At 34.4% G+C, this 13,014-nt stretch carries 12 protein-coding genes and 1 riboswitch; of the genes, 8 read left to right on the forward strand and 4 right to left on the reverse strand.

Going from position 1 to position 13,014, the window contains the following annotated elements:
- Nucleotides 1-10 precede the first annotated feature (10 nt).
- The 3 genes from QWC74_RS01175 (at nucleotide 11) to rbr (QWC74_RS01185) (ending at nucleotide 2,255) form a co-directional block, all read left to right on the forward strand.
- Entirely contained in the window at nucleotides 11-820 is an 810-nt protein-coding gene (locus QWC74_RS01175; protein WP_006784930.1) for a Cof-type HAD-IIB family hydrolase, read from the forward strand.
- A gap of 175 nt (nucleotides 821-995) precedes the next feature.
- Nucleotides 996-1,535: a rubrerythrin gene (gene rbr / locus QWC74_RS01180; protein WP_009606327.1), complete on the forward strand. Its 540-nt coding sequence runs from the start codon at nucleotides 996-998 to the stop codon at nucleotides 1,533-1,535.
- A gap of 177 nt (nucleotides 1,536-1,712) precedes the next feature.
- Nucleotides 1,713-2,255: a rubrerythrin gene (gene rbr, locus QWC74_RS01185; RefSeq protein WP_055164419.1), complete on the forward strand. Its 543-nt coding sequence runs from the start codon at nucleotides 1,713-1,715 to the stop codon at nucleotides 2,253-2,255.
- 111 nt (nucleotides 2,256-2,366) lie between these two features.
- On the opposite strand, the gene pflA is transcribed toward rbr (QWC74_RS01185), so the two are convergent.
- From pflA to QWC74_RS01200, 3 genes are all read right to left on the reverse strand, one after another.
- Entirely contained in the window at nucleotides 2,367-3,098 is a 732-nt protein-coding gene (gene pflA / locus QWC74_RS01190; RefSeq protein WP_009606323.1) for a pyruvate formate-lyase-activating protein, read from the reverse strand.
- Between the two features lie 30 nt (nucleotides 3,099-3,128).
- Entirely contained in the window at nucleotides 3,129-5,354 is a 2,226-nt protein-coding gene (gene pflB, locus QWC74_RS01195) for a formate C-acetyltransferase (protein WP_006784764.1), read from the reverse strand.
- 288 nt (nucleotides 5,355-5,642) lie between these two features.
- The gene (locus QWC74_RS01200) at nucleotides 5,643-6,269 is read right to left on the reverse strand and encodes a manganese efflux pump (protein WP_006784763.1); all 627 of its coding nucleotides are present in this window, start codon (nucleotides 6,267-6,269) and stop codon (nucleotides 5,643-5,645) included.
- A 255-nt stretch (nucleotides 6,270-6,524) separates the two neighbouring features.
- Nucleotides 6,525-6,626, forward strand: a riboswitch (SAM riboswitch).
- Between the two features lie 106 nt (nucleotides 6,627-6,732).
- Here QWC74_RS01200 and QWC74_RS01205 point away from each other — a divergent pair.
- From QWC74_RS01205 to QWC74_RS01225, 5 genes are all read left to right on the forward strand, one after another.
- Nucleotides 6,733-7,749 carry a methionine ABC transporter ATP-binding protein gene (locus tag QWC74_RS01205; RefSeq protein ID WP_006784762.1) on the forward strand — a complete coding sequence of 339 codons (1,017 nt, stop codon included), beginning with the start codon at nucleotides 6,733-6,735 and terminating at the stop codon, nucleotides 7,747-7,749.
- Complete coding sequence (locus tag QWC74_RS01210; protein WP_006784761.1) at nucleotides 7,746-8,414, forward strand: methionine ABC transporter permease; 669 nt, start codon at nucleotides 7,746-7,748, stop codon at nucleotides 8,412-8,414. The genes QWC74_RS01205 and QWC74_RS01210 overlap by 4 nt, the downstream gene beginning before the upstream one ends.
- A gap of 117 nt (nucleotides 8,415-8,531) precedes the next feature.
- The gene (locus tag QWC74_RS01215; protein ID WP_006784760.1) at nucleotides 8,532-9,395 is read left to right on the forward strand and encodes a MetQ/NlpA family ABC transporter substrate-binding protein; all 864 of its coding nucleotides are present in this window, start codon (nucleotides 8,532-8,534) and stop codon (nucleotides 9,393-9,395) included.
- Nucleotides 9,396-9,568: 173 nt separating this feature from the next.
- Nucleotides 9,569-11,029, forward strand: a complete 1,461-nt coding sequence (locus QWC74_RS01220; protein WP_006784759.1) for a leucyl aminopeptidase — start codon at nucleotides 9,569-9,571, stop codon at nucleotides 11,027-11,029.
- A gap of 111 nt (nucleotides 11,030-11,140) precedes the next feature.
- A complete protein-coding gene (locus QWC74_RS01225) occupies nucleotides 11,141-12,433 on the forward strand; it encodes a sodium:alanine symporter family protein (protein WP_006784758.1) in 1,293 nt (430 codons plus the stop codon).
- Between the two features lie 28 nt (nucleotides 12,434-12,461).
- Here QWC74_RS01225 and QWC74_RS01230 read toward each other — a convergent pair whose 3' ends face one another.
- On the reverse strand, nucleotides 12,462-13,013 hold the full coding sequence (locus QWC74_RS01230) for a hypothetical protein (protein ID WP_006784757.1): 552 nt from the start codon (nucleotides 13,011-13,013) through the stop codon (nucleotides 12,462-12,464).
- Nucleotide 13,014: the final 1 nt, after the last annotated feature.

A 13,014-nucleotide genomic window follows, 5' to 3' on the forward strand; every position in this document is an offset into this window, starting at 1 on the left:
GGAGAAAACTATGAGTTATAAAATGATCGTGTTAGATTTAGATGGAACGTTAATGTCATCTAAAAATGAAATTTTACCAGAAACTAAACAAGCTTTATTCAAAGCACAAGAAAATGGAGTTATGATTGTTTTAGCTTCTGGACGTCCAACTTATGGAATGATTAAAGCTGCTAAAGAATTAAGATTAGATGAATATCCAGGATACATCTTATCTTATAATGGGGGACGCATCATTTCAGTTCAAACTGATGAACTAATTTATGATAAATCATTAACACCTGAAATTTGTCATGAATTATATGATTTAGCACGTGAAATGAATGTAAATATTATGGCGTATGAGGATGAAGCTATTATTACAGAAGATGATGATCAATATATCCGTAAAGAAGGAGCTATTAATAATATGCCTCTTAATCGTGTTAAAGGATTTAAAGAAGCAATCACATTTAATTCAGTTAAATGTTTATGTACAGGCGAACCCGAATACCTAGCAGAAGTTGAAATGAAATTTAAAGAACGTCTTGGAGAACGTCTAAGTGTTATGCGATCAATGCCATTCTTCTTAGAAATTATGCCTCAAAATATTAATAAGGCATATTCTTTACAAAAATTACTTGATCACGTAGGATTAGATAAATCCCAGTTAATTGCTTGTGGAGATGGATACAATGACCTTCCAATGATCGAATTTGCGGGACTTGGGGTTGCAATGGGGAATGCAGTCGATGAGGTAAAAGCAGCCGCTAACTACGTAACTGCATCAAATAATGACAATGGAATTGCTCAAGTTATTGAAAAATTTATCTTTAACAAATAAATATTAAAAAGCAATTATCAGTATATGATACTTGCTTTTTCTTATGCTTAAATATTAAGAATTATTACTGATATTTTATATAAAAGTTGCTTCTATCACCCTTGATAAATAGTTTCTATATGCTAAGATAAGCTTGTAAAGATGATTTAACTTATCTTATCGGGGGGATTATCAAATGACAAATTTAAAAGGTAGTAAAACAGAAGCAAACTTATTAACAGCCTTTGCTGGGGAATCAATGGCTCGTAATAAATATACCTATTACGCATCCCAAGCTAAAAAAGAAGGATATGAACAAATCTCTAATATCTTTTTAGAAACAGCTAACAACGAAAAAGAACATGCAAAAATGTGGTATAAATTATTAAATGATGGTATCGGAAATACAATGGAAAACTTAAAAGCAGCGGCTGCCGGTGAACACGATGAATGGACCCATATGTACGCTGAATTTGCCGAAGTTGCTCGTGAAGAAGGATTCACTCGTATTGCCTACCTATTTGAACAAGTAGCAACAATCGAAAAACATCACGAAGAACGTTACTTAAAACTACTTCAAAATATCGAAGAAGGAACAGTATTTGAACACGAAGGAGAGGAAGCTTGGATTTGCCTAAACTGCGGACATATCCACTATGGTAAAAAAGCACCTAAAGCTTGCCCAGTTTGCGCGCATCCACAAGCATACTTCCAACAAGAAGCAAAAAATTACTAATAAAAAAGTTGAGTCCAGTAATTAGTAACCACTATATAAATCAAGCTATATTCCTTTGAATATAGCTTTTAAATTTTCAAAAACAATATCATTAAATTTATAGTTCCTTGAACAACTGTCAAGTAAAATGCTATAATTTAATTCGTAACCATTTATTTACATTATGGAGGAAGAAAAATGAGTAACTTAAAAGGAACTAAAACTGAACAAAACTTAATGACGGCTTTTGCTGGGGAATCAATGGCTCGTAATAAATATACTTATTATGCAGCTAAAGCTCAAGAAGAAGGATATGAGCAAATTGCTAACGTATTCCTTGAAACTGCTCGCAACGAAATGGAGCATGCAAAATTATGGTATAAATTACTTCATGACGGAGAAGTTGCTGATACAATGACTAACTTAAAAGATGCTGCTGCTGGGGAAAATGGTGAGTGGACAGATATGTATGCTCGCTTCGCTGAAGTTGCTCGTGAAGAAGGATTAAATCGTATCGCGGTATTATTTGAAATGGTTGGGAAAATTGAAAAACACCATGAAGAACGCTACCTAGAATTATTAAAAAATCTTGAAGAAGGTAAAGTTTTCGAGCGTGAAGAAGAACAAGCATGGGTTTGTTTAGAATGTGGACATATCCACTATGGAAAAAAAGCACCTAAAGCTTGCCCAGTATGCACTTATCCACAAGCACACTTTGAATTACAAGCTAAAAACTATTAATATTTGAACATTATAAAGTTAAAAGGTTCTATCTCATAATGAGATAGAACCTTTTTTAACATATAAAAACCGCTAATCCTACAAAAAGGAAGGATTAGCGGTAGAAGGAATTTAGATTGCTTTACCTAAAATTTCTTCAGCATGTTTAACAACTTCATCACTTGGAGCCTCTTGTCCTTTTAATGGATAATCATACCCCATTTGAGTCCATTTATACTCACCCATGCTGTGATAAGGTAAAACTTCGATTTTTTCAACTGTTTTCAGAGTTTTAATATATTCGGCTGTTTGTTTAAGATCTTCTTCATCATCAGTTAATCCTGGTACTAAAACACGGCGAATCCACATTGGAATACCAGCATCCGATACAAGTCGACCAAATTCTAATATGTGTGCATTATCTTTACCAGTTAACTGTTTATGTTTGTGTGCGTCAAACATTTTGATATCCAACATTAGCATATCTGTTACTGATAATAATTCTTTAAGTTGTGCTTTACGTTCTTCAGTATTGAAGTGTAAATCACCTGAAGTATCGATGTTAGTATGAATGCCATGTTTTTTACACTCTTTAAATAATTCTGTCACAAATGGCATTTGTAATAAAGGTTCTCCACCACTTACAGTGATTCCTCCACCTGAAGCCTCAAAAAACTCTTTATACTTAATTAATTCGTCAACAATTTCTGAAACTTCCGTTACTTTCCCTTCTTTCATTTTCCATGAATCTGGGTTGTGACAATAAGCACATCGTAAGCCGCATCCTTGGACAAAGACGATAAATCTAAGTCCAGGACCATCAACTGTTCCGAAAGATTCTACTGAGTGTACATATCCATTCATACTAATCACCTTATCTTCTATTCTTCCCAATTACATTTTTTCATGCATTGTACGGTTAATAACGTCTAATTGTTGAGCACGAGTTAACTTGATGAAGTTTACCGCATACCCAGATACACGAATTGTTAATTGTGGATATTTCTCTGGATGTTCCATAGCATCTAATAAAGTATCACGGTTAAATACATTGATATTTAAGTGATGTCCTTTTTTGTTTACATAAGCATCCATGATTGCTACTAAGTTTTTGTTACGTTCTTCATCTGTACGTCCTAATGATTTTGGTACTAATGAGAATGTATTTGAAATACCATCTTGTGCAGACTCGAATGGTAATTTAGCTACAGATGACATTGAAGCGATAGCTCCGTGAGAGTCACGTCCGTGCATTGGGTTAGCACCTGGAGCGAATGGTTCACCAGCTTTACGACCACATGGAGTTGTTCCTGTTTTCTTACCGTAAACAACGTTTGAAGTGATTGTTAAGATTGATTGAGTTTGTAATTTAGCACGGTATGGTTTATGTTTACGTACTTTTGTCATGAATGAAGACATAACATCAATTGCAATTTGGTCTACGCGATCATCGTTGTTTCCGTATTTAGGGAAATCTCCTTCAACTTCGAAATCAACTGCGATTCCAAATTCATCACGAACTGGTTTAACTTTAGCATATTTGATAGCTGATAATGAGTCAGCTACTACTGATAATCCGGCAATACCAGTTGCTGAAACGCGTTCTGCATCTGTATCATGTAATGCCATTTCGATACGCTCATAGCTATATTTGTCATGCATGTAGTGGATGATATTTAATGTATTAACATATAAATCTGCTAACCATTCCATTACTTCATCATAACGTTCCATTACTTTATCGTAATCTAATACTTCGTCAGTAATTGGAGCCCAATGTGGTCCAACTTGTGCTTTAGATTTTTCATCTTTACCACCGTTGATTGCATATAATAATGCTTTTGCTAAGTTTGCACGAGCACCGAAGAATTGTAATTGTTTACCAACTTTCATTGGTGATACGCAACATGCGATAGCATAGTCATCTCCATAGATTGGACGCATGATGTCATCATTTTCATATTGGATAGCTGAAGTTTTGATTGACATTTTTGCACAGTATTCTTTGAATCCTTGTGGTAATTTAGTTGACCATAATACTGTTAAGTTTGGTTCTGGAGCTGGTCCTAAGTTATCTAATGTATGTAATACACGGAATGAGTTTTTAGTTACTAATGGGAATCCATCAGTTGACATACCAGCGATTGATTCAGTTACCCAAGTTGGATCTCCTGAGAATAATTCATTGTAGTCTGGAGTACGAGAGAATTTAACTAAACGTAATTTCATTACGAAGTGGTCCATCATCTCTTGTGCTTGTTCTTCTGTGATTACTCCATTTTGTAAGTCACGTTCAATATAGATATCTAAGAATGTAGAAGTACGTCCTAAAGACATTGCAGCACCGTTTTGTTCTTTGATTGCTGCTAAATATCCGAAGTATAACCATTGGATAGCTTCTTTAGCTGTTGTAGCTGGTTTAGAAATATCGAAACCATGTTTCGCAGCCATTTCTTTTAATTCTTTTAACGCACGGTATTGTTCTGAAATCTCTTCACGTAAACGAATAGTTTCTTCGTCCATGATACGAGATGTATTGTTATGATCATTTAATTTTTCAGCCATTAAACGGTCGATTCCGTATAAAGCTACACGACGGTAGTCCCCGATAATACGTCCACGTCCATAAGCATCTGGTAATCCTGTGATAACACCTGATTTACGAGCAGCACGGATTTCTGGAGTATAAGCATCGAATACACCTTGGTTATGAGTTTTACGGTATTCAGTGAAAATGTGAGATACTTCTGGATCTACATGGAATCCATAAGATTCAGCAGCTTTTTCAGCCATACGAATTCCACCAAATGGTTGTAAAGAACGTTTGAATGGTTTATCAGTTTGGAAACCAACGATTGTTTCTAACTCTTTATTTAAGTATCCTGGTTCATGAGAAGTAATAGTTGATACGATTTTAGTATCTAAATCAAGAACTCCACCAGCCTCACGTTCAGCTTTAGATAATTCCATTACTTGATCCCATAATTTTGTTGTTGCTTCTGTTGGTCCTGCTAAGAATGAATCGTCACCCTCATAAACAGTAATGTTTTGATTGATAAAGTCACGCACATCAATTTTTTCTTTCCAGTTTTCACCTTTAAAGCCTTGCCAAGCTTCCATGATAATTCCTCCTTGTGGTCCAATTTGAACCTCTCTCTGAAATTTCGAATACCTGTTACTGCACTTTGATTTTATAACAGATAGCCTCATTTTGTAAAGGGTTTGCATAGCATCATAACATTTAACTATCCCCATAAACGTTATAACGTATATATCTTTTACATTGTCTATTATATTGCCGATAATGGAAAAAATCAACTTATATGCTCTAATATTTTGAAATTTTATTGTGACATTTTTATCCACCTAAAAAAACTTCTTTAAGATACATCCTAAAGAAGTTTTATATTAGGACAATATAGATTTTATTCCTAATATAACAATTAATATTCCACCAAATATATTAGCTTTATTTCCAATTATATGACCTAATTTTCTACCAAAGGTTGCTCCCATATAAGATAAAAGAAAGGCAACACCTGAAATGCAAATGACAGCTAACATAATCTGCTCATAAATTAGTCCATACGTAATTCCAGCAGCTAACGCATCGATACTTGTCGCAATACCAAACATCACTAATAATCTAAACGTGATTTTATTTGTTTTTCCAGTTCGTAAACACTTAACCTGACTACACTTTTTTTGTTGGCAAATCGGATACGGACAATTATCTGGTTCTTCTTCAAATGTTTCTTTAATCATTCTTGACCCCAAAATGATTAAAATAACACCTGCAATATATTGATTATAAGTTGTAATATTTCCACTTACGATTGTCAGCGAGATAATTCCTAAAATAAATAATAATCCTTGAAAAAATCCAAAGCTTGTCGCTACCTTCAAGCGCTGTCTTATTGAACTTGTAGCTCCATCCATTCCGAGTGTTATTGAAACAGCAAAAGCATCCATTGCCAACGCTACTGACATTGTAATAATAACAATAATGTAATCATTCAATAAAATCTCCCCCATCTCTAATCTTCCTTGCTCCTACATCTTATCTATTTACCTCATTTAATATACCTATTTTAAAATTAATCTAGAATTATTAAATATTGTATAAAAAATTAGGAACGCTAAACAAAAAAATATTTTTTAATTTCTTACCTTATATATATGTATTTCTGTATAAGTTAAAAAATGGAAAAAATAGATTGACTTTTAAACTAAACGCCTTATAATAAGTATTAAGTCACAACAAACTAAAATTTTATACAGATACACAAACTCTTATCAAGAGCGGCGGAGGGACAGGCCCTGTGATGCCCGGCAACCATCAATTAATGATACGGTGCCAATTCCTGCAGATTTTTATCTGACAGATGAGAGAAAGTGTGACATTACATGCAAATGTAGTCCACCTTTCTACTTATCTAAGTAGGAAGGTTTTTTTGTATCAATGTTAAATGACTTATCTAAGGAAAGGGGAGAGAATATGATTATCCTTGATCAAGTTAAAAAAGTATTCCAAACTTCATCCGGCCAAGTAACAGCAGTTGATTCTGTTAATCTAGAGATTAAAAAGGGAGAAATCTTCGGAATTATCGGCTACAGTGGTGCTGGAAAAAGTACATTAATCAGAATGTTAAACTTACTCGAACGACCAACCGACGGGACCGTTACAATTGACGGAAAAGATCTAACTAAGGTATCTGCTAAAGAACTTCGCTTAGCACGTCAACAAATCGGAATGGTATTTCAACACTTTAACCTACTTTGGTCTCGAACTGTTTATGAAAATATCGCCTTTTCTCTTGAAATTGCTGGCGTTAAGAAAAATGAAATCAAACCTCGTGTACTAGAATTAATTCAATTAGTTGGATTAAGCGGGAAAGAAAATAACTACCCTTCCCAATTAAGTGGAGGTCAAAAGCAACGTGTCGGAATCGCTAGAGCGTTGGCAAATAACCCAAAAGTTTTACTGTGTGATGAGGCTACATCAGCCCTCGATCCACAAACAACAGACGAAATCCTAGACTTATTAGTCACAATTAATAGAAAATACAATTTAACTATCGTTCTAATTACACATGAAATGCATGTCATTCAAAAAATCTGTCACCATGTTGCCATTATGGAAAATGGTCGTATCATCGAACAAGGTGATGTCTTAACTGTCTTTAGAACCCCAAGTCACTCCGTTACTAAACGATTTGTAAAGCAAGTTGTCAATGAAGACGAATCACTTAATACGTTAGATACCCTATCAAAACAATTCCCTGATGGAAAAATTGTTTTATTAAAATACTTCCAAGGAAATGCTGAAAAACCATTTATCACAAACGTTATTCGACAATATGATGTTGATATTAATATTATTCACGGGAAAGTTGTTCAAACACAAGATGGTGGTTATGGATCACTTTACGTTCAACTAACAGGAAATGATATTAATTCTGCACTTAATTATTTAAAAGAGGCAGGAGTAGAAATTGAGGTGATGGCACGATGATTTCATCATTACTACCGAATGTACGCTTTGATAAAATGTTTGATGCCACAACTGAAACACTATATATGTCACTAATTGCTTGTATTTGTGTTTTCTTATTAGGTCTTATCATCGGATTAATCTTATTCTTAACAGGACCTAATCAGTTACTTGAAAATAAATGGATTAATCGTATTTTATCTGCTTTCGTCAATATATTCCGATCAATTCCATTCGTTATCTTAATTATTTTGTTACTTCCATTCACAAAATGGTTAGTCGGAAGTATGTTAGGTCCGAATGCTGCACTTCCTGCTCTAATTATTGGAGCAGCACCATTCTATGGTCGATTAGTAGAAATCGCTCTTCGCGAAATCGATAAAGGAGTTATCGAAGCTTCAGTCGCAATGGGAGCTTCAATATGGACAATTATTTGGAAAGTTTTAATTCCTGAAAGCTTACCTGCATTAGTATCTGGTATTACTGTCACAACGATTTCTCTTGTTGGTTACACAGCAATGGCCGGTGTAATCGGAGCAGGAGGGCTTGGTAATTTGGCCTATCTTGATGGATTCCAGCGTAATCGCATGGATGTTGTATTTGTAGCGACAGTCATCATTTTAATTATTGTCTTTACCATCCAAATGCTCGGAGATTTTATTACTAAAAAAATCGATAAACGTTAAAAGAAATCTGACGTTAAGTAACTATTAGATAAATCCTTAATTTTTCACGAAATTGAGATTTATATAGGAATCGTGGGGGAACACGATAAAAACAAAATCCAAGGAGGAGAATTAAATATGAAAAAATTATCTTTAGGTTTATTAAGCTTTGCTGCAGCCCTAACATTAGTTGGTTGCCAAAATGACACAAAACCAGAAACTTCTACACCAGAAGCGCCAGAAACTGAGGAAGTAAAACCTGCAGAAACGACAAAGTTATCTATTGGAGCATCTGCGGTCCCTCATGCTGAAATATTAGAGTTTGCTGCTCCATTATTATTAGAAGAAGGAATCGAGCTTGATATTACAGTATTCCAAGACTATGTTTTACCTAATACAACGGTGGAAAATGGAGAATTAGATGCAAACTACTTCCAACACATTCCTTATTTAGAAGAATTCAATGTTGAGCATGGAACAAACCTTGTAAATGCGGGTGGAATTCATATCGAACCTATTGGAGTTTATTCTAAAAAATATACATCATTAGATGAATTGCCAGAAGGAGCAACAATCATCATGAGTAATTCAGTTGCTGATCACGGACGTATGCTAGGATTATTACAAACAGAAGGCTTAATCAAATTAGATGATTCTGTTGAAGTTAGCAAAGCAACTGTAGAAAATATCATTGAAAATCCTAAAAACTTAAAATTCCAAACAGATATCGATCCAGGATTATTAGTTCAAGTTTATAATGCTGAAGAAGGTGATGCTGTTTTAATTAATACAAACTACGCGCTTGATGGTGGATTGAATCCAATGAATGATGCTATCGTAATGGAAGGATCACAGTCACCATATGTGAACATCGTTGCAGTTAAGAGCGGAAATGAAAATAATGAAGCAATTCAAACATTAGTTAAAGTGTTACACTCTGAAGAAGTTCAACAATTCATTATTGATACTTACGAAGGAGCAGTTGTCCCTGTATCTGAATAGTGAATCAAATGGCTCTCATAACGAGAGTCATTTTTTAATAAATATAATAGATTTAGAATGAAAGTAAAAAAAAATTCTATCCTAAAAATGAGAAAAAGTATAAAATATAAGCTTTTTTCAAACTGGAAACTTTTAACTATGTTATAATAATGACAAATGAAAGGGTGAGAAACATGATTCAATTTAAATCAACAGTAAATTTTAAAAATGAAAAAACAAATTTAGTAGTTGGTGTATTTAGCGATACGACACATCCATTATTCTTGCAATTAGATAAGGCGTTAAATAAACGTTTATCTGCTTCTTTAGAAGAAAAATTAATTCCTACTACTTTCAAAGAGATTACACCAATTTATCCACTTGGACAAATTGAAAGCAAAAAAGTTTATATCGTTGGTTTAGGAAAATCAACAGACTTTAATACTGAGAAGTGCCGCCAAGTAATCGGACAAGTTGCAAAAATAGCAAAAGATGATGTAACAATCCTACTTGAAACATTTGATAGCAAACAAACCTCAATCAATGAGTTAGCAACGATTTGTGGTGAAGCTATTACACTTGCAACTTATAAGATGGAAACATATAAAACAGAAGAAAAAGTAAAAACTCCAGTCAAGTTCTACATTCATAGTGAATGTTCAATTGAAGCAGATTTAAAGCGCGGTATTATCTACGGAGAAGCAACAAATAGTGCTCGTCAATTATTAAATGAACCAGGAAATAAATTAACAGCAACTAATTTAGCAAATGCTGTTGCAACGTTCGCAAACGAACATAACCTTGAAGTTCGTATTGTTGAAAAAGAAGAAATGGAGCAATTAGGAATGGGAGGAATTCTTGGTGTAAATCAAGGTTCTGTTGAACCTCCAAAAATGATTGTTGCTAAATATCAAGGAACACCTCGTTTTGAAAACATTACAGCTTTAGTCGGTAAAGGTTTAACATTTGATACAGGGGGATATTGTTTAAAACCACGCGCTGGAATGGAAAATATGAAATCTGATATGGGGGGAGCTGCTTCAGCATTTGGAGCATTCCAAGTAGCTGTCCGCTTAAACCTACCCGTTAACTTACTATTAGTTATCCCTTCAACAGATAACATGATTAGCGGTAATGCAATTAAACCAGGTGATGTTATTAAAACGATGAATGGAAAAACAGTTGAGGTAACCAATACAGATGCTGAAGGTCGTTTAATCTTAGCAGATGGAATTACATTTGCTAAACATTTAGGAGCTAGTAAAATTATCGATTTAGCCACTTTAACGGGAGCTATTATCGCAGCTTTAGGAACGGATACAACAGGTGCCTTCACAAATAACCAAACCTTCTATAATCAATTCTTAAAAGCAGCAGAATTAACAAACGAATACGTTTGGCAAATGCCACTTCATCCACGTGATCAAAAAGCATTACGTTCCAGTGATGTTGCCGACTTAAATAATGCACCAATTGGAAAACCAGGAGCAATTATGGCGGCTGCTTTCTTAAAAGAATTCGTTGAAGAAACACCATGGATTCACTTAGACATCGCAGGAACTGCTGATACAAAGGCAGCTCATGACTTAGGACCAAAAGGTGGAACTGGGGTTATGGTTCGTACCATTGCTAAATTATTAGAACTACAAGCTTAATCATTAAAACGTAGGAATTACTTATGAATTCCTACGTTTTTTTAATACATAATTTCTTAAGTTGATAAATAAGATAGTTAACAAGGATGGAAAAAAAGATGGGGGACTTATATGATAAAAGAAATAGAACACATTATTTGGTCTTACTTAGCAATTCCCACTTTGTTAATCGTAAGCTTAATTTTTACTTTTTATTATAGAGGGGCACAATTTCGATTTAAGGAAATGATTAAATGTTTAACCAAAAAAACACCAACTAGTGAGGGTGTTTCATCTTTTCAATCCTTTACTATGGCCCTCGCTGCACGAGTAGGGGTAGGTTCTTTGGCCGGGGTTGCACTCGGAATTTATATTGGAGGACCGGGAAGTGTTTTTTGGATGTGGGTCAGCGCATTTATTACAGCTGCCGCTTCGTTTGCAGAAAGTACACTTGCCCAAATTTATAAACGAAAAGATGGAAAGATGTATATTGGAGGACCGGCCTACTATATTGAAGATGGCTTACATAAAAAATCTTTTGCTATCATTTACGCTATTATTATTATTCTAACTTATACTTTTGGTTTTAGTGCAATTCAGGCTAATACAATTGCGACTTCATTTAATGATGTATTATCTATCCCTCCGCTTATAACAGGAATCTTTCTTGCCATTTTAAGTGGATGCATTATATTTGGAGGGGCTGCATCCATAGCTAAAATGACTTCAAAAATCGTACCTATTATGGCGCTATTTTACATTGGAATTGGGATATTTGTTATGCTGACGCATCTTTCATATATTCCCACATTCTTCACTACAATTCTCGAAGATGCCTTTCAACCCTCTCCATTAATCGGGGGCACCGTAATGTTTACAATTATTACAGGAATTAAACGCGGGGTTTTTTCAAATGAAGCGGGAATGGGATCGGGTGCTCACGCGGCTGCAACAACAGATAGTGAGTTTCCAATTGAACAAGGTTATATCCAAGCATTTGGTGTTTATGTTACAACCTTATTCATTTGTACTATTACAGCCTTTTTAATCATGGTAACAGATGCTATCAGTGTTGCTGATAACTATAGTAATGGGATTGAACTGACTCAATATGCTTTAACAAGTTTATTTGGTCCAATTGGAGGAATTATTCTAGCAATTGCTATCTTCTTCTTCGCCTTTAGTACGATTTTAACTGGATATTTTTATGGCGAATCTAACGTCAAATATCTCTTTAAAACCAATCATGTCCTCTTCCTCGTACGAATTATTGTGATTGTGGTCATCATTATCTCTGCCTGTGCTTCAGCAGGACTTATTTGGTCACTAGTTGATATCGGTGTTGGATTAACTGCAACCATTAACATTATTGCTCTTTGCTATTTAGCATCAGAGGTGAAAAAGCGCCTGCGAAAATTACCATAAAAAAAGCCATCGTATGATGGCTTTTTCTTTATTCTTCGTTAGAAGGAAAGACATGACTTAAATAATTTGGATTCGATTTATCATAAATCAAATCCGATTCCTCTGCTGTCTTTCTAATTTCATCTTCAATTTCTTGAATTTTATTTAAAATTGATTCTGCATGGAATTTTTCAACATTGTAATACAAGAACAAATCTTCAAAAGCCTTTGCGGTTTTATTTAACTCTTGATTGATTTTAATGAATGAGGCAATATTTTTACTCTTTGCCGCATTTTTAAATTGCTCTAAATCAATTTTAATGGTTTCAATAACATCCTCTTCATTTTCGTATTCTTTAAGAGGAAGGGGATATGGTTTTAATCGTTCTAAGAAGTAACGATTTGATTTGTTAATGTTGTAAACATACGATAAGCGGAAATCACCAATATGGAATCTTACATAACAGCAACTACTTGGGAGTTGTAAAACTTCTCCACCCATTTGACGTAAAACCATTTCATGTTGATTGGCTTGCATACGCATATAACTAGCGTTCGTAAAAATACCTGCACCTGTAAATTCCGGATTAAATTTATCCATA

The sequence above is a fragment of the uncultured Turicibacter sp. genome (assembly GCF_938044715.1).
Taxonomy (GTDB): Bacteria; Bacillota_I; Bacilli_A; order MOL361; family Turicibacteraceae; genus Turicibacter; species Turicibacter sanguinis.

What these genes read in the sequence shown, in the direction of transcription:
- QWC74_RS01210 (WP_006784761.1), top strand. Translation starts at nt 7,746, where the DNA reads ATGATTTCATCATTACTACCGAATGTACGCTTTGATAAAATGTTTGAT.
- QWC74_RS01200 (WP_006784763.1), bottom strand. Translation starts at nt 6,269, where the DNA reads ATGGGGGAGATTTTATTGAATGATTACATTATTGTTATTATTACAATG.
- QWC74_RS01225 (WP_006784758.1), top strand. Translation starts at nt 11,141, where the DNA reads ATGATAAAAGAAATAGAACACATTATTTGGTCTTACTTAGCAATTCCC.
- rbr (WP_055164419.1), top strand. Translation starts at nt 1,713, where the DNA reads ATGAGTAACTTAAAAGGAACTAAAACTGAACAAAACTTAATGACGGCT.
- QWC74_RS01215 (WP_006784760.1), top strand. Translation starts at nt 8,532, where the DNA reads ATGAAAAAATTATCTTTAGGTTTATTAAGCTTTGCTGCAGCCCTAACA.
- rbr (WP_009606327.1), top strand. Translation starts at nt 996, where the DNA reads ATGACAAATTTAAAAGGTAGTAAAACAGAAGCAAACTTATTAACAGCC.
- QWC74_RS01230 (WP_006784757.1), bottom strand. Translation starts at nt 13,013, where the DNA reads ATGGATAAATTTAATCCGGAATTTACAGGTGCAGGTATTTTTACGAAC.
- pflA (WP_009606323.1), bottom strand. Translation starts at nt 3,098, where the DNA reads ATGAATGGATATGTACACTCAGTAGAATCTTTCGGAACAGTTGATGGT.
- QWC74_RS01220 (WP_006784759.1), top strand. Translation starts at nt 9,569, where the DNA reads ATGATTCAATTTAAATCAACAGTAAATTTTAAAAATGAAAAAACAAAT.
- QWC74_RS01205 (WP_006784762.1), top strand. Translation starts at nt 6,733, where the DNA reads ATGATTATCCTTGATCAAGTTAAAAAAGTATTCCAAACTTCATCCGGC.
- QWC74_RS01175 (WP_006784930.1), top strand. Translation starts at nt 11, where the DNA reads ATGAGTTATAAAATGATCGTGTTAGATTTAGATGGAACGTTAATGTCA.
- pflB (WP_006784764.1), bottom strand. Translation starts at nt 5,354, where the DNA reads ATGGAAGCTTGGCAAGGCTTTAAAGGTGAAAACTGGAAAGAAAAAATT.